This window comes from Tychonema sp. LEGE 07196 (assembly GCF_963890365.1).
Lineage (GTDB): Bacteria > Cyanobacteriota > Cyanobacteriia > Cyanobacteriales > Microcoleaceae > Microcoleus.
Window position 1 is genome coordinate 1 of record NZ_CAWPRX010000185.1, and the last position, 22675, is coordinate 22675.

A 22675-nucleotide genomic window follows, 5' to 3' on the forward strand; every position below is an offset into this window, starting at 1 on the left:
GCTTGCTTAAACGCTTTTTGCGCTGCATTGCTATTGCTTGGTTGAAACAATAACGACAGGCTGCTAGCCATTTACGCCAGACTTTATTTAATTCCTGACTCGGGTAAATCCTGATCTTGTGAGATTTGAGTTTTATACTTTCTGAGTCCGTACAATCTGCTACTGAAGCAGTGGAGGATTGCCAGGATATCTTCAACCATTTCTTGCTCTGGACTAAGGTTTGTTTCGTTGAGTACCACGAGTTCACACCGGTGTTGCTCGCACAGCCATTTGAACAAGTCAAACCCAAATCTTGCCAATCGGTCTTTGTGGGCAACGACAACCATTCGGACATCTCCCTTGAAGATGCGTTCCAATAGGGCAAGAAGCTTTTTCCGTTTGAAATTAAGTCCTCCTCCAACTTCACTACAGATTTCGGCTTCTGGGTAGAGACTGCTAAGGTGAGCGATTTGTCGGTTGAGATCGGGTTGTTGTGCGCGACTGCTGACTCTAGCATAGACAACGGCAATTCGGTTGTCGGTTCTAGTGGCTCCGGCGGCAAATCTGTCAACGTTATATCTTCTTTGCCCTGACGGTGTTCTGATTGCTTGGATTTTGCCTGCTTCTTCCCAACGTCGGAGAGTTCTTTCGTTGACTCCAAGGATGGACGACGCTTCTTTGGGTGGGACGTACCTGACAATAGCTTTTTCCTCAACTCTTGTTTGATTATCTCATATTGTCCGGCGATGTCCGGGGATTTTTTTATTTAGTTAGTTCTCCGTGCCGATCGACTGCTGAGCCGGCTGACCACAAATCTCTCAACAGTGTTAAGCTTGTTTTCGTCAAGTGCTGGTCTTCGTTAACTCGATCGGCACAAGCAGCTTGCCACGCTGCTTAAATTTTGTTAATAAAATTTGCTCTGCGGTATATATCTAAAAAATTATGGTATATTCTTTAGTTTCTAGCTCGCAATCAGAACTTGAAGGTATTAATTTCCATATTCGACCGATAGACCGCCTAACTTGAGAGGTAAAATTGCCGATTTGAGATAGTTGTTTCTCAAATTTTGAATTTCTCATCGAATGACTCGGCTGCCAACTATTTCTAACTGCCCAGCGCAGCTCAAGCGCGTAAATTAAAATAATGGCCTCATGGAAGACCGCTTTAACACCCGAGATCCGCAGTCTAATATAAATCAATTGATTGTTTCAACTCCTTTTTTTGTAGGTTTACCCGATCCTGTAATTGAAAGAGCAACTGTCCACATCGTTACCCGGAGTCATCCGTCAAATCAAGTGATTTTGCTGGAAAATGACTGGGGAACATCTGTGTATTTTATATTGGATGGTTGGGTAAAAATTCGTACCTACAACCTAGACGGAAAAGAAGTAACACTGAATATTTTAGGGAAAGGAGAATTGTTTGGAGAAATGGCAGCGATCGAAGAAACACCGCGATCGACAGATGTCATCACCCTAGCCCCGACACTGATCGGGAATATGCCAGCTCAAGATTTTGTGCAGCTCATTCATACCGAACCCCTAGCAGGCATTCGGCTAGCTCAACTGATGGCTCGCCGCCTGCGACAAGTCAACCGCCGCCTGCGTTTGCGAGAATCGGACAGTACCTCGCGCGTAGCAGATATTCTGTTATTTTTGGCAGAGGGGCAAGGCAAAAAAATCCTGGAAACAGGAGGCACAGAAATTCCCAACCTGCCACACAGAGAATTGAGCAGCCTCAGCGGGCTGGCTCGGGAAACAGTAACGCGAGTGCTCAGCAAGCTGGAAAAAAAAGGAACAATTCAGCGCGAACGTGACGTTTTGTGCATTCCCGACCTACACGCCTTGGAGCGTCTGTTAGTCTAGAAGTATCAGAGACTGCTAATTAGAATTGCTAATTAGAATCTAATTAAAAAGCACTCTCTGTTAATTAACTGATATTGATGATTTCCCGCTGGAGGTAAAGCTGTGAGTTTTAAGAAAATTTTCGCCGCCGTTGATGATTCTGAACTGGGCCAGCGCGTCTTCAGTCAAGCTCTAGAATTAGCTGTGGGCGATCGAGCTCAGATGATGCTATTTCACTGCGTTACTGTCAACACGCTGGGCGAGACGGCAGTACCAATTCCAGTAGATTTGGGCATGAATGTCGAGTTAATGGATCGAGCTTATCAAGCTCAACGTTTGCGGCAGGAAAGAGAGATCGAAAAGACTTCGGGCTTGCTAAAAAATTACTGCGACGCTGCCACTCAACAAGGATTGCAAGTAGAATTTGACTGCAAAATGGATGGAGATGCAGGGCATTCTGTCTGTGAAGCTGCCGAAAATTGGGGCGCAGATTTAATAGTAGTGGGGAGGCGCGGCCGCACGGGCTTCACAGAAGCTTTCCTCGGCAGTGTCAGCAATTATGTGGTTCACCACGCATCTTGTTCGGTGTTTGTAATTCAGGACGCTCAACCCGAAAAATGATACTGCCCCAAAGTTGGGCGGATAAAATTAATCTAAAATAAGACTGGCGCAGGCATCTAAACCCGGTTTCTCCTAAAATCAAAAATCCCAAATAGAGTTGAATTGCAAAAATCGGAAAATACCCTGAAATTATCTGCTATAGGGTGTGTTGAATCTGCCCGATATCTGCGGTTTCTGGATCGAAGGCTTGTGCAACTCAAGTCTAATCAAATAACCGGGAATCAAAAACCGGGAATCAAAAACCGGGAATCAGCCAGCGCCAAGTCCCTGAAAATCTAAAATCTAAAATCTAAAATCTAAAATCGGATGAGTGATTTTTTGTCAGCAGATGCCGCGTCTAATTCGAGCAGTTCACCCAGTACAAATAACGATCCCCAAACGGCAGATATTTCAAATTTGGCGGGCGATCGCCCAAATCCAGATACGGGGGCGCGCGCTGGCCCGGAAGCGCCTTTGAGGCTCGTAGAAACCGCATTTTTGGCAAGTACGGCTAGCTTGATTTGGCTGGTAAATTATTACTTTCCGCTGGGGCCTTTGCTGCGGGTTTTTTTCCCGCTCCCCATCGCCTTGGTTTACCTGCGCTGGGGAAACCGAGCCGCTTGGATGTCAGCTTTGGTATCGGGTTTGCTGCTTTCGGTACTCATGGGCCCGACGCGGAGCATTTTATACGTGATTCCTTTTGGAATTATGGGAGTGGCGCTGGGAGGACTTTGGAGGCGCAAAGCGAGTTGGTCTTTATCTATTATTGTGGGCGCGCTAATTGGTACTGTCGGCTTCTTTTTTCGGTTTTGGCTGCTGTCAGCTTTGGTGGGCCAAGATCTCTGGGTTTACATCACTGTGCAGGTAACAGAGATGGTGGAATGGGCGTTTGTGAAGCTGGGCTGGCTGATGGTGCCGAGTTTGGACGCAATTGGGGCGATCGCCGCCGGGATGATTTTGGTTAACAATATTGTTTATTTATTTGTCGTACATTTAGTAGCTTTGCTGTTGCTCGATCGTTTGGGAAATCCGATTCCGCGGCCGCCGCGTTGGGTGCAGGTTTTAATTGATTATGAAGAGTAATACGAGGGAAGAAGGAAGAAGGAAGAAGGAAGAAGGAAGAAGGAAGAAGGAAGAAGGAAGAAGGAAGAAGGAAGAGGGAAGAAGTCATTAGTCATTAGTCATTAGTCATTAGTCATTAGGGGCGGTGGATGGTGCGTGCGGGCCCTCTTAGTTGTCATTAGTCATTAGTCATCAGTCATTAGTGCTATCGCCTCCGAGCTTTTCGTACAACGTCATCAGGAAGAAAGAAGAATGAAGAAAGATTTTGTAACGGATTTCACGGATGTCAGCAAGTTCGGCAACGGATTATGTAGCGGATTTAAAGGATGTAACGGATTGATGTTGAGGGAAGAGGGAAGTTATGCAAACGAATAATGTAGGAATTTAACGGATTTAAGGGAGGTATTTTGAGGTAAGAAGTCAGAATTTAAAAGAAAATCGGGACGTAAGAAGAAAAATTAATTCCCGCTCACCAATAACAAATAACAAATAACAAATAACAAATAACAAATAACAAATAACAAATAACTCATAACTCATAACTCATAACTCATAACTAATAAATGATTGGTATTTATACAGAAATTGGACGGGGCCAGCGGTGGCTCGATCGCCATCGGGGACAGCAACCGATATTTGCCTGCGTGTTAGGATTCACCGCGACAGGCTTAATTCCGGGGATTTCCGCAGCCGGAGCAACACCGCGCGATCGACAGTTTACTTGTTTGGCGGATGCAGAATTTTTGTATAACGGCCCCCAACCCTCGCCCCAGTATGCTTTGCCGCCCCTAGAAGCCGGTGCTTCTCCGGTACTGATCTCTCGCGCTGTAGTCGAAGCTTTGGAAATTCCCCTTTACCTGTTTAATGCTGGTTTACCCCTGCCGCCTCCCGTACCTGCAATTGATTTGGGCGGTACTGCAGCAAAATGTCTGATTTCTGGCAATGCTTTAGAACTCGAAACAGTCAAACATTTGCTGGAACAAGGGTTAATTTGGGGAGCTAAATTAGCCGCCCAAACTAATGGCAGTTATTTAATTTTAGGGGAGTGCGTAGTTGGGGGAACTACTACTGCTTTGGCCGTGTTAATGGGTTTGGAAATTGCGGCGGCGGGAAAGGTTAACAGTTCTCACCCTCGCTGCAATCACGCTCAAAAATTGGCTGCGGTGACAGCGGGACTCAATAATGCTGAGTGGAAAATTGGCGGAGAAAATAGCACTCCCCTGGATTTGGTAGCGGCGGTGGGCGATCCGATGCAGATAGCGGTGGCGGGAATGGCGATCGCCGCGAGTCGGACTTGTGGGGTGCTCTTGGCTGGCGGCACACAAATGCTGGCAGTCTACGCTTTGATTGAAGCCTTAGCGCGGGAATATGCTCTGTTGTGGTGTCCCGAACAAGTCACGGTGGGGACTACGCGCTGGGTGGTCGAAGACCCGACAGGGGACACGGTAGGACTTGCTAAGGATATCGGCGGTGTGCCTCTGTTGGCGGCGCAGCTCAGTTTTGCGGGTTCTCGCTACGGGCAACTGCAGGCTTACGATCGCGGGTATGTTAAAGAGGGTGTGGGTGCTGGAGCGTGCGCGATCGCCAGCGGGCTGAGTGCAAATTGGACTCCGGCTCAACTTCTCCAAGCTGTTGAAGCTTTAGCCTCGCGATGCGAAATTAAACATGAGACGAATCTTCTCAAAGCTAGGGGAGTATCTGATACATAAACCGCAGATGAAAGGCAGATAAACACAAATCGACGCAGATAATTTTAGATAATTTGTGATTTTTGCAAGAGGTATATTTTAGGGTTAGCTTCGGGGGGCGATCGCACTCAAGCACTCAAGCAAAAAAATACTTTTTACCAAGCCGGAGATGCTCGAAGCAGCCTGCAAATATCCAACTTTTAGGAATTAAACATTAAAAATTCAGATCCGCCTCTCAAACTGTGAAGCTACTTGTGCCGCTCAACCCGCTTCGTTTTAGCTGGATAATATCATTTTCTGTAGCATTTTTGCTCTCAGATTTACAGAATTTCCTACACCATATTTCGCTTAGATGCAGTGTTTATCATGCTAATTGCGGGAGAGAAAAAACTCCATGCAATCTCTCTATAATATGTTGACGAGCCGAAATTTACGCTACTTGTATTTTTTCTGCAATTAATGCCCGATCGCCAGCAGCAATATTTAATTAGACCCGCCGCCTACGTGGTGCGAGTATATTCTTTTGGAGAGCAACTGTTCTTCTAAGGCCGCAATTCGATTGTATGCTGCTGTTAGCTGAGCAGTGAGGCGCTGGATTTGAATTTCTGTACTGTGCTCTTTTTCAAAGCTTTGAGAATTCTTGTCGAAGTAGCTGTCATCTAACAGTACGTCCTTGTGTTCGAGGAACAAGTCGAGACGGCTGTAGGTTTGATCTGACGAGGTTTGGTCATTTCCTACCGTTCCAGGGCGATCGTCGATCTGCCGCTGGGCCTGCTTCGTTTCCGTGGCCGACTCTAATAACTTTTCATTGAGATTTTCTATGAGTTTGTACAGGGCCTCGACTTGTTGACTCAATACTGTAACTTGCTGGCGTAGCGCTTCCATACCATCATCCTTTGGCTCGTGACTTATATCTTTACATTCTAGGGAAATCTTTACATAACTGGCATTTATCACTAAATTATTTAATTTTTGAGGTAATTGTTGTGTTTCAAATCCTGACGGTAGATTTAGGGACTCAGTTTCAGGATTTTAGATTTTAGATTTTAGCTTGTCTTGGAGGCTGAAACGAGGTTTGTTAACCCCGACACTTCGTTCTAACCTTTAATCAGAATGATACAATCAGGTTTCTGCGAGTGGGATGGCGGAGTCTTCCGTTAAATTAATTGTGCGCCACCAGCGCTTTCGGTAAAACAAACTCCGATCGCAGCAAAACCTAGTACAATGGCTCTGTGTTTCAGAAAAAAATAAAACACGCTCCCGGACGCATGAAGACCTTCAAAGCTGAGTTTTTTTACCCTGACTGCGGGTAGCGCGAGAATAATTTTCTCTAAAAACAAAGGTGACGGACGCCCGCGCCTCCTGGACTAAAACAACTCAGCGCCAAATACCGGACTCAATAAACTATTATTTTTCTGGCGGCTGAATACAACACGATCGCTTAATATTTAGATAAAACGGGTTCACAGGTGAAACGAAGGTCTTTGCTATTGGGTGCAGCCACCCTAACTTTAAGTCAATTGGCGGCAGGATGCGACTCGAAGCCCATTCTCAAAATTCGATCGCTCAAAAACGGTATTCCGGCCCAACTCGCAAGCAAATTTAGCCGCGACTTACAACCGTCTCCGGTTTTGCAGGTAACGCAGGAAGCACAATTAAAAGAATTATTCGCGCTGTTGCAGCAGTGGAAACGAATTCCGAAAGCCAAAAATCAAGCTGACTTGGTGATGTTGGGAGATTATTGGCTGACTTTGGCAATACGGCAAAAATTGATTAAGCCGATCGATCCTGCTAAAATTGATAATTGGTCAAAATTGCCCGAAAGATGGCAAAAACTCGTCCGGCGCAACGATGACGGTCAATTGGACGCTAAAGGTAAAATTTGGGCGGCACCTTACCGCTGGGGAAGTACGGTAATTGCCTATCGAACCGACAAATTTAAGGCTTTGGGGTGGACTCCGACAGATTGGAGTGACTTGTGGAAGCCCGAATTGCGCGATCGAATTTCTCTACCCGACAGCGCCAGAGAAGTTATCGGTTTAACCTTAAAAAAACTGGGAAAATCTTACAATACGCAGCAATTAGATCGAGTTCCAAACCTCAAAAAAGAACTCACAAATCTGAACGCACAAGTTAAATTTTACAGTTCCGACGCTTACCTGCAGCCGCTAGTTTTAGGCGATACTTGGTTGGCTGTCGGTTCCTCTGGCGACTTGTTGCCGCTGCTACAAACTCAAAAGGATCTTGCTTTAGTAATTCCGGTTTCTGGAACTGCACTTTGGACGGATTTGTGGGTAGAACCCGCATCGAAAAAAGCAGTTTCGTTAGCGGAAAAATGGATTGATTTTTGTTTGCAGCCTCAAATTGCGCCTCAATTATCTTTGCTGGCCAAAGCTAGTTCGCCCATAATTATTGGCATGAAACCCGAGGATTTGCCTGCGGATATTCGCGCTAATCCCGTGCTGTTGCCGCCTGCTAAAATTCTGGCTGCTAGCGACTTTATGCTGCCTTTCGGGGAGGCGGGGATTCAGCAATACCGATCGCTCTGGCAAGAAATTCGGCAAGTAGTTAAAAGTTAAAATGTAGAGTGCGTCAGTCACCAGCCCAAAAGCGCCGAGAAAATCATCAAAACTGACGCACCTTAAACCGTAGGGTTCGTCAGTCACCAGTTGTACCTGTAAGCTGCGTTAGTTGTTAAATTCTCTACTACTAAGGGTGAATTTTCAGGTAAACAAAAAATCTGACCTTTTTTGTGAGGCGTGTATCCTTGTGCTAAGCCATAGAGAATTATTTCACGCACCATCACAGGCGTAATAGCTTGATAATCATAAGAACAACCTGTCATCAATCTCTGAGCAGGATTCTCATATAACTCTATGCACAAATCAATTCCGCAATCGTGACCTGAAGCAAGCCAACGATATTTTTCGCCGTTTATGGTGATACTACGTGAAGCTTTTTTAGGAAGAGCCATTTTTTTCTGTTATTTTGGTAGTGATTTTTATAACACTTGCTTGTTTATTTTCACATTGAATCTTTTCAAAACTGCATTTTTGTAAGCGACATTTTTTAAGCTCAAAGGCACGGTGCGTCAGCTTTTGATTTATCGATTATCCCGAAAACAAATCGCTACTGCCGCACCCTACTAAAAGCCTTTCTTTTTGCCTCTAAGTCCTGGATTTGAGAGAGAATCTAAATCAATTTTACAGTTAAGCCGATCGCCCTTGCACGAATAAACCGCCAAAGCCTTCCCTTGAGGGTTGCAAACTCGCAGATTGTAACCGTATTCGCTCGAAACCGTGCCGAAGCGGTTGACAAACTGATAGCGTTCGATATAATCTAGCAAACTCCACAGTTGGCGGTTGACGATGATGATTACTGCAGTGTTGTTGCGATCGACAAACCAGCGATCGAGCAATTTGCCGCCAAACAGTTTTTCAGCTAACCACAGACTCGGCACGCTTGGTTCGGCTTGCGAAAGCGGCGGCGGCGGGAAATTCGCAGCGCTACCAGTCGGGCAAAACCGCTGCTGGGAATACGCCGCAGATTGTCCCCACAGCAAGGCCGTGATGCAGGTAGAACTGGCAATTGAGAACAAAAATAAACTTTTTGTCAAAATGCTAGGTCTGCGGGGGAAATCTTGATTTATGTGGGGCAGTTTGTGGTAATTCATCATATTTTATTGCGACAAAAAAGTTAAAATTCCGATCGCCTAAACAGCGAAGCAGGCAGGCAAGCAGTAAAAGTAGAACCGCAATCCAACTCGCTGCTAACTTCAATATCGCCGCCCATCATCTGACAAAAACGCTGGCTGATAGTCAGTCCCAAACCAGTACCGCCGTACTTGCGAGTAGTCGAATTGTCCGCTTGGGTGAAAGGTTGGAATAGTCGATCTTGCTGCTGTTTTGTCATGCCGATGCCCGTATCCGTCACTCGGAAAACTAAAAAGTCTGAATCCAAAATTAACATTTGAGCAACCCTCGGTTGATATTTATTTTTTAATTCTGCGCTGGTAATTCTTTCGACATTAAGCACGATCGTCCCATCAGTCGAAAATTTAGCCGCGTTGCTCAACAAATTCAGCATTACCTGTCGCACTTTCATCAAATCGCCGTGCATAGCGCCAACATTCTCAGCAATCAACACTTGCAAAGTATTGCCGTTTTTATCCATTAGCGGTTTGATAGTTGTCGCCACCTCCTCAATTAACCCGCCAACATCAAAGCTTTCGAGGTAAATATCCATCTTGTCAGCTTCAATTTTGGAAATGTCGAGAATGTCGTCAATCAGCCGCAGCAAATGTTTGCCAGCAGTGCGAATTTTGTCTAAATCCGAGACAACTTCTAAATTGCCCAACTCTTCGGCATCTTCCACCAACATATCGCTATAACCAATAATCGCGTTCAAGGGAGTCCGCAACTCGTGGCTCATGTTTGCCAGAAAAGCACTCTTGGCGCGGTTGGCGACTTCTGCAGCTTCTTTGGCCAACTGCCACGCTTCCTCGGCATTTTTGCGATCCGTGATATCCCGCAACGTCGCCACCACCGATTCCACACTGCCGTCTGTCCCCCCAACCGGGCTGAGAATGTATTCGTAGTCGCGGGTTCCCCAGGTGGCGGTGGGGACTATTACTTCGCCTTTGACCGACTCGGCTGTGGCAAATACGGTGTCGCATTCTTGGTGAACTCGCTGCATAATTTTTGGCGACCAGCCTAATTCCTGCCAGGTTTTGCCAATCATTTCTCTGGCGTTCATGCCGGCAGCTTTAGCGGCCATGCGACTGACATAGGTGTATTTTCCCGATCGATCGACCAAAAAAATTAAATCGAGGGAAGCGCGGAGAATGCCGTCAACTGTTCTGGCGTGTCGGGCTACTTGGGCGGTCATTTGTCTGACGGCGATCGCCCCGCGAACCTTAGCCGCCAGTTCAAACTCCAATAGTTGGTTGGCTTGTTTGAGGAATAGCGTGCGCTGTTCGACTTCTATTTCTAGTTCTGCTTTAGCTTTTTCTAGGGTGAGTTCAGCTTTTTTGCGATCGCTGACATCTGTAGAAATTGTACCGACTGCATAAACTTTGCCTTTGGAGTTGCAGAGGGGAAATTTGAGAGAAATATAAGTGTGCGGCCCGTCGTCTTGAGGGATGACTTCTTCAATGCTCAAAGGCGTACAGGTCTCGATAACTTTTAGGTCATTTTCTCGCAAGGCTGCCCAAGAGTCTTCGGGAAAAATATCTCTGTCAGTTTTGCCTGTTATTTGTTCTTTTGTCCTGTGGAACAAACTGTCAAAATGGCTGTTTGTGAGCAGGTATTTTCCGTCAACATCTTTGATGTAAATCATTGCTGTTGAGTTGTCTAAAATGGCTTGCAGCAGTGCTTCGCTCTTTCGCAGGGCTTTTTTAGTGTTTTGGCGTTCGACTATTTCTTGCTGCAATTCCCAGTTGAGGCGATTTAAATCTTGCCAAGCTTCTTGGACTTGATTTAAGGCGATCGCGCTTTTTTCTAGTTCTGTACTTACCAGCAACGGCTGCTGAGAAATCCAGTTTTCATGCAATTCTCCGGGTGGGAAAGTTAGCGGAATTTCGGGATTGGCGATTTGTCCTCCATCGCCCGAAAAAAAATTATCTTGAAAATCAACCACTAATTGACCGTCTAAACTCGGTTTTTTGGAAAATAAACCAAATTCAGCCAAATTTATCCGATCGGATAAATTATCAGAAGCGCGATCGAACTTCCCCGATTGCAGCAGCGGTTGTGCCCTAGAATTAGATGCCCAATTCCCATCGGTTGTTAGTAAAACAGAGTTAGCTGGTTTGGCAATCCGGCGGGCGACTGCAACTGCCAAAACTACGGGGGCGACTGTCGCAGACAAAGCCAGCAGCAGCCAATTGTTCTCCCACCAAATTTCAGAAGTTTTGGGAATGCCCCGCACTAAAATTGCTGTCGGTTTTCCGGCTAAATTGTCCAGGGATCGGGCTGCTACTGTATAAGTTTGACTGCCTGTTTTTAGCTGGGCGGCGACTGGTTTGCCCTCGGCGGCGAGTGCAGATATTAGCACAGATTTGTCTGCCAGCAAATCTGGCAACTCTTGATTTTTTGTAAGTGTTTGCGCGCTTGCCAAAACAAATTTACCGTCAGCCAGCGCTGTGTAGATAGCGCGATATCCGCCACTGCGTAAATTGACTGTTTCGCCGATAGCAACTGCCGGCATTTGATTCTGAATTTTTCCCAACACTAAGGCAGCAATCACTGTCTGATTTTTGGGATCTTTTACGGGAATTGCTGTGTAGCGGACTACCGCAGGGCGATCGCCCGCTGGTGGCAAATATCCCAATTGTTTCTGAATTTCCGATCGAGCAATAATTTCGGTGGCGGTAATTGGCTGTTTTGCAGCAAATACTTGATCGACTATTTTTTCTAGGTTAAAACTTGCTAGCTTCAGGTTGGAGTTGACACTAACCACAATTTGCCGATTTTTTTCAACTAAAACCGCGCCGTCTATCCCCCCTATTTTAACTTGATTTTCCAGAATCTTCTTAACAGATTCTTGTAAATTTGAAATGTTTTTATCGCTGTTATAAATTGAGGCTGTTTGGGCGATAATTTTGCTGTCAGAGGAGTTTTGCAAATGGTGGACGGCGCGATCGAGTTTGAGATTGTCGTTAATTTCACTAAGGCTCAATTCTGATTTAGCTTGATTTTGCAGTTGATTGCTGCTAAGTGCTGATGTTAGCAAAAAAGCTGCTCCCGTTAATCCGACTGGCAAGATTATTTGTAAAGCCAGCAGTCCGATTAACTGTTTTCTGCTGAAGTAAAAGTTGTAGTTGTGCGGCTTGGAAGTTACTTTGAGTTGTTCAGAAGTCGCAACTTGAGTTAGCTGCGGACAATTTAGCTGACTGTCATTTAACTGAGTTTGATTCATAGTAGTAGATGCTGAATCGGTTCTAGATGACACGCGATACATTAATCTGAAATTATCAATTTGAGACTTGAGATTTGAAGTCCAATTCGGTTAGTTAATCAATCATTATAAAATTCTTCGGTTTCGCCCTGCCTAACCCAGTAATAAAATGATCGGTATTTCAGAAAATGGTTGTTTTTTTCGTTCGATCTGATTGTGTTATTTAGTTGTTTTTACATATTATTTTGGCTCTTATTTAAAGTGTGTTGGAAGCATCCAAACAGGCGCTTTCACAAAAGTGTTTGCGCTTAGATGTAGGCTGGGCTGTGCAGGATGCTCGCACTCAAACAAAAATGCTTTTTGCAAAATTGGGATACTAGCGAAGGCAGTCCCCAAACTAGGTACTTTTGCGATCGACTGTATTGTAAATTTACTTAAAAAAAGTCTAACTTAATTCTGGCATCACTCGACATCGGCTCGATCGAGCTTTTCCCTGTTTTGGCTGCTTCGCCTCAATCCCACAACCGCCTCCCTGCTTTACCGCCTAGTCGTTGATGAGTATCTTTTAGCAGAGTTGGGATGTCCAACTCTTCGGGACATCTGGGCAAACATTCGCCGCAATCGGTGCAGCGGTTGCCTTTGTTGCCGGGAAACCAGTGACCGGCATTTTCAAACATCGCGTAGCGGTATTTACCGAAGTCCGTCATGTCGCAGCCAACGGCGAGATTGCGAAGGCGCAACACTTCGGGAATGTTGATGTTTTCCGGGCAAGGCAAACAGGCATAGCACTGGCTGCATTTGTCGGTTGCCAAACGATCGACCATAGCTGATTCTAACTTCGCAAATGCAGCGATTTCGCTGTCGGTGAGGGGAAAGTCGCGATCGCAATATTTCAGAGGTTGTTCCAATTCTCTCGGATTTGCAGCCCCCACGCTCACAGTCCCAATCCTAGTATCGCTCAGCAAAAACCGATAGTTCAACTCTAAAGGCGAGAAAGGCGAACACAATTTTGTGAGAGTTTCCGGGGGCGTGTAGAGTTGCCCTCCTTTGTCTGCCGGGGAAATGATGAAAACGCCCATATCTTTGTCTTTGGCGAGTTGAATTGCGGGGGCGTGGCGCTGAAAAAAATAGTAATAATGCAGATTGACAAATTCAAACAAATCTGTATTAATTGCCGCCAAAATCAGCTCCAGAGGCCCGTGAGTCGAAAAACCGACGTGCCGAATTCTGCCATCAGCGAGGGCTTTTTGTACGGCGCTCATGCAGCCTGTGGGCGATCGCACGATCGCCAAATGTTCCCAAACATTCAAACCGTGAATTGCCAGACAGTCGATATAGTCTAGATTCAAGCGTTTGAGAGACGAATCGATGCAGCGTTCCATTGCAGCAGCATCGTCCGTTGGGGGGATTTTTGTAGTGATGTGGAAGCGCGATCGATCGATCGACAAACCAGCCGAGATGGCCACACCGAGATATTCCTCGCTGCAACCGTAACCCGCCGCCGTTTCCAGGTGATTGATTCCCATAGACAGCGCCTGTTGTACAGTCTGACGGGCAGTTTCCTCAGAAGCCAAATAGCGCATGGTTCCCAAGGAAAATACAGACAGGTGCAACTGCGTTTTGCCAAACCGTCGATAGCGCATAAATTTTAGGAAGTTTCGCCGGAGCTAAAGCCGCTTCTCTTGATCAAATCCTCCGGGCGGAGGTTTGAGATAAATTCCCGGAAGGCGCGGCGTTCGGCCTCATCAGCATCTCGATCGACCGGTATCGAAGCATCGGCGACAACTTCTTCCATCACCCAGATGGGGCTATTCGTTCGCAGGGCGAGGGCGATCGCGTCACTGGGTCGGGCATCGATCTCTTTTTTAACTTCTCCCTGACGGACAATCAGCACGGCATAGAACGTGTTATCTTGCAGCGAGTGAATCACTATCCGCTCCAAAGTAACACTCCAGGCCTCTAAAAAAGTGACCATCAGATCGTGAGTTAAGGGTCGAGGAGGCTTGTTGCCTTCGAGAGCGCTAATAATAGCCTTAGCCTGCTCCTGACCGATATAAATAGGCAAAGCGCGTCGCTCAGTAGCGTCTCTCAATAGGACAATAGGGCTGCGCGTGGCTGCATCTAAGGCAATTCCAGCGACTTTCATTTCAATCATTCGATCGGCCTCATAGAATTAAGACACTGCAAGGCGGTAAAGAACTCGGACACAAAAATGACCTGCTAAATCCAGTATGACTCGATCTTCGCCTGAATCTGCAACCGATCGGCATGAGTCGATTTTAGATTTTAGATTGACTTGGGGGGGAGAGGGGGCGGCCAAAGCTCCTGCGTCTGGTTTGTGGTTTGACTTAAATAAGCGATCGACCAAGGAAAAATAACTATGTTTACAGGACTAATTCAATCTCTCGGAAAACTGAAGTCGCTAGGTAACGACTACTTCCAAATTTCCTGCACCTCAAGCAACTCCTACCAGATTTTACAAGATTTAGCCATTGGAGACAGCGTAGCCGTCGATGGAGTTTGTTTGACAGTAGTAGAAGTTCTGCCGCAAGGTTTTGTCGCCGTCGCTTCCCCAGAAACCCTGCGGCGCACAACTCTGGGATCGTTCCCCGATGCTTTGGTCAACTTAGAAACCTCCCTGCGCGCCGGTAGCAAATTAGGCGGACATTTTGTGACGGGGCACGTAGATGCGATCGGCAGTTTAGCCACATCAACCCAAACCGCCAACGCTTGGGAAATGAAGTTTGCAGCCCCACCAGCAGCCAATTCGGCATGGCAGCATCAAATCGCACCCTACATCGTTTCCAAAGGCAGCATCGCCGTCAACGGCATCAGCCTAACCGTGGCCGATTGCGATGCAGACGGAAATTGGTTTGAAATTGCCGTAATTCCCCACAGTTTTTCCGAAACCAATCTCAAATATTTGCAACCAGGAAGTTTAGTAAACTTAGAAGCAGATATACTCGGCAAATACGTAGCAAAATTTCTCCGCAGCGGCCGACAACCGCATCCCGAATCCTGGGAAGAAACCCCCGCAATCAAAAGTTTGGGAACAATTACACCAGAATTCTTAGCCGAACACGGATTCATGTAATCGCATAACTCGGCAGTTGAAACCGCTACTACAGAAACGAAGTCCGCCTCCGCAGACTAAAGAATAAAGTTGTAGAGTGCGACAGCGAACTATTCCATCAATAATCGACCACTCAAAGCTGACGCACCTACTAAAACTAACCTCTCTCTCTGCGCTCTCTGCGCTCTATGCGGTTAAAAAAATCCAAATCTATTCCCCAACAAAATTGTTTTTTCCCATAACAAACCCGCTACAATTGCCGCCTGCGAAACCAAAAACTATCAACTAAAACTAACTTCTCTCTCTGCGCTCTCTGCGCTCTATGCGGTTAAAAAATCCAAATTTATTCCTCAACAACATTGTTTTTCTCCCAAAACAAACCCGCCGCAATTCCAGCCTGAGAAACAAAAAACAATGCTGCAATTAATAGCTTTTGAATACCCGCTGCGTGGGAAAATGGATAAGCGAGCAAATTCAAATAAAACGACGGATGTTGCAATTTCCCCTTAGCCCCGCTGTTCGAGATAATTTTCCCAAACAAAAAAGCACCTCTACCGTAATTGAACTGCTGCCGCCAAAATTTGCCCAGAGTTAGGGCGTGAAAGTGATAAACTGTAACTTCAGGACGGTAGACCGCGCAGCCTCCGGCATTGAGCCAGCGAAAGCAAAATTCCCGGTCTTCTCCCGCCGCTAGCGAAAAAGTCGTGTCAAACCCGCCGATTTTTTGGAAAGCCTCAGCCGAAAGAGCAAAATTGTTAGAAGTGAAAAATTGCGCGCGATCGCCAATAGCATTGTAATAACTGTAAAGATAATCGATAAGTTGCTGGCTGGCCGTAGAATAGATGTTATCCTGCAGCGCGTTAACAGTCCGACCTCCGATTAAGCAATCTGGTGTTTCCATAAATCGCCGTTCCAGATTTCGCAGCCAATCTACCGCCACAGTACAGTCATCGTCAGTAAACACTAAAAATTTGCCCTCGGCTGCAAAAGCCCCAGTATTGCGCGCCGTAGCCGGGCCAGAATTTGGTTGTGTCAGAAGTGTGAGATTTAGCTGATTTTGAAAAGGAGAAATTGTACTTTCTACAGATATTTCCGTGCTGTCGTTAACCACAATGACTTGAAACCCATCGCGCGGATATTCTAGTTCAACAAAAGACTGAAGACACTGCGCTAATTTCTCAGGTCGATTGTACGTCGGAACAATAATTGAAAATAGAGTTTTAGCTTGGTTCATGATAACTAATAACTTTTAATTTTTCAAGCGATATAACACCGACTCAGTATTAAAATCTTTGCCGAAAACTGGTTGTAGCGGGCCATCGGGACTTGTCAGCCAAGATAAACCTTGTTTGGTGTATTCGTCTGTCTCAGTCATGGGCCCGAATCCCACAAGGCTAATTTTATTTTTTCGGAGGTTGTCAATCCATGCCGGAAGTCGATCGGCTCTAAAGGGTATGTATAAAACTTTTCTGTCTAAATTTCTCCCGTAAAACAAGTAACTGCGGGAACTTAAAAAGAATCCTATTTTTTCATCAGCTACTGTATTTTTGTCAATATATTCGTAAATGCCTCGATACAGTTGGGTTCTAGCAATATCTCGTTTTTCCCTCGCCACCCAACTCGCACTTGCGATTAATGCTATACACAGAAAAATTATCATGATATAACTCGATTTTTTCAAGTTTACCAGTTTATTTTTTAACTCGGTTAAACTTGAACTTTGCTTAAACAAAATCCAACCTAACAGCATGAAGCCAATATAAGCTAATAGGTAGATTGCTAAATCTAGCCCGTAGGGAGCTAATATTTTCATCACCATATTGAGGGCTTCCACTGGCTCGGATTTAAACCGGTCAATCAACCCGCTTCCCCAAACAATACTGTTGCCGGTAAAAGAAGCATTTTTAATCAAGTCAAAAATTATGTTGCTAATAATGCCGGAAATACTGCCAATTAAAACAACTGCTACGACAAGTTGATTCGGAGTTTTTAATTTGGTTGCTGTAGCTGCTGCTGCTATACCTAGCAAGCTTAGGAAGGAAAATCCGTATCTGAGGTTAAAACCGAGTATAGGGCTGAGTTGACCGATCGACTCTCCAGCAGTACCGGAGGTGTAAGGTGTAATTAGATACAGAATTCCGGTGCTGGCAAGAAGTACAATTAAAATGATATTATTTTGATTGATTGTTCTGGTTTTAGTTTGCAACAAAGCCAGAGGTGCTGCTAATACCTGAAGTGCGATCGCCAGAAAGGGCAGTTGCAATCTAATAATGATTTGTAAGCCGACAGTTTTCCAGTGGGAAATATTGCTGGGATTAAATTGAGCTGCTAAAGTGCTTTGCCAAATATTTAGAACTGGCGAAGCGGGCGGCTGCTTTACAGAAGGTATTGGTGCAGGTATGGGAGACTGTATGCGAACAGGCTCTAAGGGAATTTTAATATCGCCGACTTCGCCGACAGGATAATTGATTTGCAGCAAGTTTCTCGCATACCAAAAACATCCTAAAAGCAAGCAACAAGCTACGCCGCACAGCAAGACTGGTTTGAGAAAGCGGCGAATTCTCAAATTAGCTGGTGTGGAATCTTGAGTAAGGGCGAATCTTGTAATTTCTAATATTGCTAATCCTCCTAAGAGTGAGGCTGCATAAACTAGGCCAGTAATTTTTATTCCGGCTAGCATTCCTACCGATGCAAAAAATAGGGAGAGTTCCCAGACGGAGCGGCTTTTATGATAGGATAAACCCAGATACAAACCGACTGTAAATATGGCAGCTAGCGGTAAGTCTGGGTGAATGGTGTTAATTTGGTTGAGCACCATCGGTACTGTCAATACTAATGTTGATGCTGCCATAGCGTGAATTCTGGTAGAGCCAAATTTTACGCTCAATAGATAGACGGCTATTCCTTCCAGCACCCAGGCTATTAGCAGGGGAAAAGCTGCGAGAAAGTCTTCTTTGAATGGGATTACACACAAGGCAGATAAAACGTGCCAGTTGTAGGGATATACTCGGGCTTGCTCCTGTTCAAAAATCCAGTTTCCGGCGGCATCTAATAGTGTAAAGGAATGGGTTTGATACCATCGGGCGATCGCGGGCAGGTGAAACCACAATGAGTCATAATTGGTTGTGGGTTTGGTTGCTAGGGTGTAACACAGCACAATTCCCGCAAAAGCGGCGGTCAAAACAATTAGAATTTCGGAGTTGTTGAGGGGTTGTTTGAGTTTGGGGATCTGCCAATGCGATAAGGTAAAAGCTCTGTTTTTTTTGGTATAGATCGGGATTGTGCCGATCGCGCAAATCAAAATTTCTGCTATAATGACTTGAGCGAGATTTAGGCGATCGACACTTCCTAAAATCAAGCCGATACAAACTTGTATGATGCTCCATCCCGTCAGAAGTACGAGGAGAAAATGGGGAAACGAACAGTTACTGTTTGCTTTTTGATTCTCGAAAGCCAGAAACAAGCTTAAGGGAATTGGCCCGAATACAATTATTAGAAATAAAGTTAATTCCCACAAATGCTGCGTTATTAGCATAAGCTACTATTTACCAATTTTTATGGGTTTTTCCTCGCTACCAGGCTCTTAATGGTAACGAGAAATCTATCAGGTTCGCGGTTTTTGTGATGGTAATCGATTGAGAGCCTTCTTGGGAGAGGACTCGCATTCCTCATTACAAACTTGTCTGGTTTGTAGTGAGGAATGCAAGTCATTATCAAAAGCCTATCTGCTTGCTTGCTTCTGAGTTTTGGGTTTGAGAGCTTCCTTGTCTTTGGGCGCTGAAGTGTCAGCTTTTAACAATTCTGGGAATGGTGGCTGGAGGTTGTGAACTTCGATGTCCATTCCCAGCGGCAGAGGTGGAAGCATGGGCAGATCGCTTTCTAAATCCTTGAGTCCCCTAGCGCTTAGTGTTTCCACGATTTTCGGCATTAGGGGTACTTTGGCGGTTTCTAAACTGCCCATCATTTTGGCTACGGCGAATTCTAGCTGAGCGCCCGGATCTACCGCCACCCAACCCCGATCGGTCATTTGCCGAATCTCGAAGTGAAGGTGAGGCCCTGTAGACATTCCCGTACTACCGACGCGGCCGATAGTTTCTCCCTGTTTTACAAACTCTCCGGGTTTGACAAACAGTTCCGAAAGGTGTCCGTACAGAGTTTCCTGAGACTGTTTGTTGTGGTCGAGAACCACCGTCAAACCGTAGCCGCCCAACCAATCGGCGATCGCCACTTGACCCGCATAGGCCGCCAGTACGGGCGTTCCCATCGGAGCTCCCAAGTCAGTTCCGGTGTGAAACCTGCCGTAACCCATAACCGGGTGAGTCCGCCACCCAAACGGCGAAGTAATGTCGGCAGCAATAGATAGCGGAAACAACAGGCTGGTGTTGCCGTTTCCGGGCATTCCTAAAGGACGCGGCGTGAGATTGTAGTAAGCAAAACCTGTATTGCTGCCGCTGCTGACACTAACGGCACCGACTTGCACCGGCCCTAGTCCCATGCTGGGTTCGGGAGGGACGCCGTAGGATGCAGGGTTGACCGAATATCCAGAGTTAGCCGAATATCCAGAGTTAGCGGAGTATCCAGAGTTAGCCGAATATCCAGAGTTAGCCGAATATCCAGAGTTAGCCGAATATCCAGAGTTAGGCGAGTAGCCCTTGGGCCCATAAGCAGATTCTCCGCTGCTTCCTTGTCCCCAAAGCTTGTTGCTTACTTGTTGAATGGCTCGATCGACTTTATTGGCAGAATAACCCCGATCGTTATCGCCCGCATTTCCCCGAACATTGCTCGGAACATTGCTCGGAACGTTCTCCGCCAGGTTTTGTGGCAGATTTCGAGGCGGGGGTGCAATATACGAGTTACCGGTGATCGGGCTGTGGGGACTGTCGTTGGGTTCTTGTGCGATCGGGGTTTGGGGGCTGTAGCTGGGAGGGGCTGCTTCTGCAGTGACAGGCTCGTCCACAGCAGCAGGCCCGCACGAACCGCCACCGGAACCTTCGCAACCGCTCGATCGTTCTGCAAACTCGATTCTCGTCGGCGGTTCGTAGCCGCCCTCAGCGCCAGCGCTGTAGTCTGTATGGTCGGCTTCAGCAGTATGGACTGGGTTAACTGGCGCTTCAAAAGGAGGCTCTTGGGCTGTGGCTTCTGGCAGGGGAATCAGCGCAGGCTCCGGCAGATAATAGGCCGGAGGTGCTTCGGTGACGTAATCTGACTCCCGAGGCGGTTCGGCATAGACAGGCTCGGGAGCCGGAGCTTCTGCCTGCGGTGGGGAGTACGGTTCTGGCTCTACTTGGCTAACTGCTGGTTCCGGGGGGGCCAGAGGCGCTTCATACAGTGGCTGGAGTTCTGCTGCACCGGGGACTGCTTGTTCTGCTGGCGGTGTTTCGGTCTGGGCCCACACTAGGCCTTTGCTGAGCAGTCCCAGACTGGCGAGGCAACCCAGTCCTACCAGCAGCGAGCGATCGGACAAAAGGCGCGATCGAGTCCGAGCGCCTTTCGGGTTATTTTTGTGATGTTTGGTGTTCAAATGGGCTGCTATTTGCTTGTCTGGAACTGGTTTCACGATTTTTTTTCCCAACTCAACAGGGGACGCAAGGATATCTAAGTCAGTCGATTTTAGATTTTAGATTTTAGATTTACTTGCAACTTTGTGAATCAAAGGAGCCCGAACTAAAGTCTAAAGTTTTGGGCTGCTGGCGACAGGAGTCTTCAAGCAAGTATCTGTTTTTTTTGGCGGGGCCTGGATCGACTGTATGGCAATCCCAATCTTTAATACAGACTTAACTGATTTTACCCGGCTTGAGGCAATTTTTTGGCGCGTCGAACCAGCTCGAATGCTGTGGCGTCGATTCGCGATCGATGCCCTGATTTTTTGGCCGACGATCGCACTGGCTGGCGGAGTCTGTGAAGGCCACATTGATGATAGCGCTTTGACGTTCGTCTGTGTTAGTTAGTTCGCTCTATTTTTCGGGTCGTGCCAAATTTCGCCAGCGTCCACCGCCTCGGTCGATTTGAGATTTGAGATTCTTCGACTTCGCGAGCGAACAAGTTTTAGATTTTAGATTTACTTGCAGACGAGTGAATCTCAGTCGCCGGAACTAAAGTTTAAAGTTTTGGGCTGCTGGCGACAGGAGTCTTCAAGCAAGTATCTGTTGTGTTAGTTATTTCCCTCTATTTTTCGGGTTATGCCAAATTTCACCAGCGTCCACCGCCACTGGGCGGCTTCTTTCATCCCGATTTTTTTGATGAAAGCCGATCGCGCATTTAAACCTCAGCCGCCAAAATTGTTGATTGCTTAGAATAGAATGCAAATTGATTCGTTTGGGGATGGATGGCTTTAATGACTGTAGCTGGCGATCGCTTGACCAATTTTCCTGACTCCTTACCGGCGACCGGATCCCCTTCGGGGATCGGTTGGGAGTGGCAAAACTCCCAAGGTTTGCCTTATCTGACTTGTAGCTTGCTCTCTCGATGGTCTCACGGCTTTTTTACTCGCGATTTCTCGCCCCAAGGCCCGATCGAACTGACGGAAATTCTCGAACCAGGAGCCAAGGTTTACCGCCTTCAGCAGGTACACGGCAATGCGGTCCTCAAAACCGGTCAGTTGTCCCCGGTTGTGCCTCCGGTTTCGGAAAGCGCGGCTCAAAGCTATGTTGAGGCTGATGGGTTGGTGGCCGAACTAGAGGGTGAGGCGCTGTGGGTTTGCTCGGCTGACTGCGTGCCGGTGCTGATTGCTGACGATCGCACTGGACTGGTTGCGGCAGTTCACGCTGGTTGGCGCGGCACTGCTGCTAAGATATTACCAGAGGCAATCGATCGACTTGTGGCCGTCGGCAGTCAACTAGAAAATCTCAAGATTGCTATGGGGCCGGCGATCTCTGGAGAGGTTTACCAGGTATCTGTGGAAGTTGCCGCGTCTCTCTTAGCCGCGATTAATCCCCAGAGTGCTGTTAGTGCCACAGCAGAGGGCATTCTAGAGTTTTTGCACCAACTGCCAGAATCTCCTGTACTAGCAGATCCAGAACCTGGAAAAGTACGCTTGGATGTTCGCCTCTGCAATGCTCTGCAATTGCAGAAATTGGGAATCGATCTTTCTCAAGTGGCGATCGCTCCTTTCTGTACCTATTCTGACTCGGCTCGCTTTTTTTCCTACCGCCGCGATCGACTAAAAAAAATCCAGTGGTCGGGAATTGTCAGCGCCTGCGGGAAAAATCCCCGTTGAAAGCCTTCGGCAACAGGTAAAATTATTGTAGACGGCTAAGCTAAGGTAAAAACAAAAATCTTTAGGTTCATAATTTTTTATTTCCTGTTGCCCAATGCCTTCTACCTTCCTAATGTTTGCTGGTTTCTGTCTCAAAGCACTAAAAACTACCAGTAAAACTTTGGGGAAAGCGGCGCGGCTTTCCTCTCTTGTTAAAATTGCACTATTTTTAACGAGAGCCTTCAGCAGGTTATTAAATTTAATGACCGATCACTGGTGGATCAAAAATGCTTAGCGACCGCAAGGTTAACCATCATTGGTGTCAACAACCAAGTCA

Annotated in this window: 21 protein-coding genes; 10 read left to right on the forward strand and 11 right to left on the reverse strand. The window is 46.6% G+C overall.

Features of this window, described 5'->3' with window-relative positions:
• On the reverse strand, window positions 1–136 hold a 136-nt coding region (locus AACV78_RS21880), incomplete at its 3' end, for a helix-turn-helix domain-containing protein (protein WP_339383760.1).
• The gene (locus tag AACV78_RS21885; RefSeq protein WP_194074337.1) at window positions 84–680 is read right to left on the reverse strand and encodes an IS607 family transposase; all 597 of its coding nucleotides are present in this window, start codon (window positions 678–680) and stop codon (window positions 84–86) included. The genes AACV78_RS21880 and AACV78_RS21885, both read right to left, overlap by 53 nt.
• Window positions 681–1130: 450 nt before the next feature.
• Here AACV78_RS21885 and AACV78_RS21890 point away from each other — a divergent pair, with 450 nt between their 5' ends.
• The 5 genes from AACV78_RS21890 (at window position 1131) to cobT (ending at window position 5194) form a co-directional block, all read left to right on the forward strand.
• Complete coding sequence (locus AACV78_RS21890; protein WP_194011402.1) at window positions 1131–1844, forward strand: Crp/Fnr family transcriptional regulator; 714 nt, start codon at window positions 1131–1133, stop codon at window positions 1842–1844.
• A gap of 102 nt (window positions 1845–1946) precedes the next feature.
• Complete coding sequence (locus AACV78_RS21895) at window positions 1947–2444, forward strand: universal stress protein (RefSeq protein WP_194011403.1); 498 nt, start codon at window positions 1947–1949, stop codon at window positions 2442–2444.
• A 306-nt stretch (window positions 2445–2750) separates the two neighbouring features.
• On the forward strand, window positions 2751–3506 hold the full coding sequence (locus AACV78_RS21900; protein WP_194011404.1) for a DUF2232 domain-containing protein: 756 nt from the start codon (window positions 2751–2753) through the stop codon (window positions 3504–3506).
• A 231-nt stretch (window positions 3507–3737) separates the two neighbouring features.
• Window positions 3738–3860, forward strand: a complete 123-nt coding sequence (locus AACV78_RS21905) for a hypothetical protein (RefSeq protein ID WP_255512995.1) — start codon at window positions 3738–3740, stop codon at window positions 3858–3860.
• Window positions 3861–4048: 188 nt separating this feature from the next.
• The gene (gene cobT, locus AACV78_RS21910; protein ID WP_194011406.1) at window positions 4049–5194 is read left to right on the forward strand and encodes a nicotinate mononucleotide-dependent phosphoribosyltransferase CobT; all 1146 of its coding nucleotides are present in this window, start codon (window positions 4049–4051) and stop codon (window positions 5192–5194) included.
• Window positions 5195–5656: 462 nt separating this feature from the next.
• Here cobT and AACV78_RS21915 read toward each other — a convergent pair whose 3' ends face one another.
• The gene (locus AACV78_RS21915; protein WP_339383757.1) at window positions 5657–6130 is read right to left on the reverse strand and encodes a hypothetical protein; all 474 of its coding nucleotides are present in this window, start codon (window positions 6128–6130) and stop codon (window positions 5657–5659) included.
• A 512-nt stretch (window positions 6131–6642) separates the two neighbouring features.
• Between AACV78_RS21915 and AACV78_RS21920 the strand changes: the two genes are divergently transcribed.
• On the forward strand, window positions 6643–7752 hold the full coding sequence (locus tag AACV78_RS21920) for an extracellular solute-binding protein (RefSeq protein ID WP_194011407.1): 1110 nt from the start codon (window positions 6643–6645) through the stop codon (window positions 7750–7752).
• A gap of 83 nt (window positions 7753–7835) precedes the next feature.
• On the opposite strand, the gene AACV78_RS21925 is transcribed toward AACV78_RS21920, so the two are convergent.
• The 5 genes from AACV78_RS21925 to AACV78_RS21945 form a co-directional block, all read right to left on the reverse strand.
• On the reverse strand, window positions 7836–8147 hold the full coding sequence (locus AACV78_RS21925) for a hypothetical protein (protein ID WP_194011408.1): 312 nt from the start codon (window positions 8145–8147) through the stop codon (window positions 7836–7838).
• 171 nt (window positions 8148–8318) lie between these two features.
• Window positions 8319–8849, reverse strand: coding sequence for a hypothetical protein (locus AACV78_RS21930; protein WP_228042387.1), 531 nt, complete (start codon window positions 8847–8849; stop codon window positions 8319–8321).
• 20 nt (window positions 8850–8869) lie between these two features.
• Complete coding sequence (locus AACV78_RS21935; protein WP_194011409.1) at window positions 8870–12091, reverse strand: PAS domain-containing sensor histidine kinase; 3222 nt, start codon at window positions 12089–12091, stop codon at window positions 8870–8872.
• Between the two features lie 491 nt (window positions 12092–12582).
• Window positions 12583–13713 carry an aldo/keto reductase gene (locus AACV78_RS21940; RefSeq protein ID WP_194011410.1) on the reverse strand — a complete coding sequence of 377 codons (1131 nt, stop codon included), beginning with the start codon at window positions 13711–13713 and terminating at the stop codon, window positions 12583–12585.
• 5 nt (window positions 13714–13718) lie between these two features.
• Window positions 13719–14225 carry a bifunctional nuclease family protein gene (locus AACV78_RS21945; RefSeq protein ID WP_194011411.1) on the reverse strand — a complete coding sequence of 169 codons (507 nt, stop codon included), beginning with the start codon at window positions 14223–14225 and terminating at the stop codon, window positions 13719–13721.
• Window positions 14226–14301: 76 nt separating this feature from the next.
• Here AACV78_RS21945 and AACV78_RS21950 point away from each other — a divergent pair, with 76 nt between their 5' ends.
• Both AACV78_RS21950 and ribE read left to right on the forward strand, forming a co-directional pair.
• Window positions 14302–14448, forward strand: coding sequence for a hypothetical protein (locus AACV78_RS21950; RefSeq protein WP_194011412.1), 147 nt, complete (start codon window positions 14302–14304; stop codon window positions 14446–14448).
• Between the two features lie 2 nt (window positions 14449–14450).
• Window positions 14451–15164 carry a riboflavin synthase gene (gene ribE, locus AACV78_RS21955; protein WP_194011413.1) on the forward strand — a complete coding sequence of 238 codons (714 nt, stop codon included), beginning with the start codon at window positions 14451–14453 and terminating at the stop codon, window positions 15162–15164.
• Window positions 15165–15486: 322 nt separating this feature from the next.
• On the opposite strand, the gene AACV78_RS21960 is transcribed toward ribE, so the two are convergent.
• The 3 genes from AACV78_RS21960 to AACV78_RS21970 form a co-directional block, all read right to left on the reverse strand.
• Window positions 15487–16377 carry a glycosyltransferase family 2 protein gene (locus tag AACV78_RS21960; protein ID WP_194011414.1) on the reverse strand — a complete coding sequence of 297 codons (891 nt, stop codon included), beginning with the start codon at window positions 16375–16377 and terminating at the stop codon, window positions 15487–15489.
• Between the two features lie 15 nt (window positions 16378–16392).
• The gene (locus tag AACV78_RS21965) at window positions 16393–18678 is read right to left on the reverse strand and encodes a hypothetical protein (RefSeq protein ID WP_194011415.1); all 2286 of its coding nucleotides are present in this window, start codon (window positions 18676–18678) and stop codon (window positions 16393–16395) included.
• A gap of 186 nt (window positions 18679–18864) precedes the next feature.
• Window positions 18865–20700, reverse strand: a complete 1836-nt coding sequence (locus AACV78_RS21970; protein ID WP_339383758.1) for a M23 family metallopeptidase — start codon at window positions 20698–20700, stop codon at window positions 18865–18867.
• Window positions 20701–20890: 190 nt separating this feature from the next.
• Between AACV78_RS21970 and AACV78_RS21975 the strand changes: the two genes are divergently transcribed.
• Window positions 20891–21091, forward strand: coding sequence for a hypothetical protein (locus AACV78_RS21975; protein ID WP_194011416.1), 201 nt, complete (start codon window positions 20891–20893; stop codon window positions 21089–21091).
• Window positions 21092–21477: 386 nt separating this feature from the next.
• Window positions 21478–22359, forward strand: a complete 882-nt coding sequence (gene pgeF, locus AACV78_RS21980; protein WP_194011422.1) for a peptidoglycan editing factor PgeF — start codon at window positions 21478–21480, stop codon at window positions 22357–22359.
• Window positions 22360–22675: the final 316 nt, after the last annotated feature.

Excerpts from the sequence above, each read along its gene's own strand:
- AACV78_RS21935 (WP_194011409.1), bottom strand. The coding sequence starts at position 12,091 with ATGAATCAAACTCAGTTAAATGACAGTCAGCTAAATTGTCCGCAGCTA.
- ribE (WP_194011413.1), top strand. The coding sequence starts at position 14,451 with ATGTTTACAGGACTAATTCAATCTCTCGGAAAACTGAAGTCGCTAGGT.
- pgeF (WP_194011422.1), top strand. The coding sequence starts at position 21,478 with ATGACTGTAGCTGGCGATCGCTTGACCAATTTTCCTGACTCCTTACCG.
- AACV78_RS21890 (WP_194011402.1), top strand. The coding sequence starts at position 1,131 with ATGGAAGACCGCTTTAACACCCGAGATCCGCAGTCTAATATAAATCAA.
- AACV78_RS21945 (WP_194011411.1), bottom strand. The coding sequence starts at position 14,225 with ATGATTGAAATGAAAGTCGCTGGAATTGCCTTAGATGCAGCCACGCGC.
- AACV78_RS21925 (WP_194011408.1), bottom strand. The coding sequence starts at position 8,147 with ATGGCTCTTCCTAAAAAAGCTTCACGTAGTATCACCATAAACGGCGAA.
- AACV78_RS21905 (WP_255512995.1), top strand. The coding sequence starts at position 3,738 with ATGAAGAAAGATTTTGTAACGGATTTCACGGATGTCAGCAAGTTCGGC.
- AACV78_RS21900 (WP_194011404.1), top strand. The coding sequence starts at position 2,751 with ATGAGTGATTTTTTGTCAGCAGATGCCGCGTCTAATTCGAGCAGTTCA.
- AACV78_RS21965 (WP_194011415.1), bottom strand. The coding sequence starts at position 18,678 with ATGCTAATAACGCAGCATTTGTGGGAATTAACTTTATTTCTAATAATT.
- AACV78_RS21975 (WP_194011416.1), top strand. The coding sequence starts at position 20,891 with ATGGCAATCCCAATCTTTAATACAGACTTAACTGATTTTACCCGGCTT.
- AACV78_RS21950 (WP_194011412.1), top strand. The coding sequence starts at position 14,302 with ATGACTCGATCTTCGCCTGAATCTGCAACCGATCGGCATGAGTCGATT.
- cobT (WP_194011406.1), top strand. The coding sequence starts at position 4,049 with ATGATTGGTATTTATACAGAAATTGGACGGGGCCAGCGGTGGCTCGAT.
- AACV78_RS21940 (WP_194011410.1), bottom strand. The coding sequence starts at position 13,713 with ATGCGCTATCGACGGTTTGGCAAAACGCAGTTGCACCTGTCTGTATTT.
- AACV78_RS21930 (WP_228042387.1), bottom strand. The coding sequence starts at position 8,849 with ATGATGAATTACCACAAACTGCCCCACATAAATCAAGATTTCCCCCGC.
- AACV78_RS21960 (WP_194011414.1), bottom strand. The coding sequence starts at position 16,377 with ATGAACCAAGCTAAAACTCTATTTTCAATTATTGTTCCGACGTACAAT.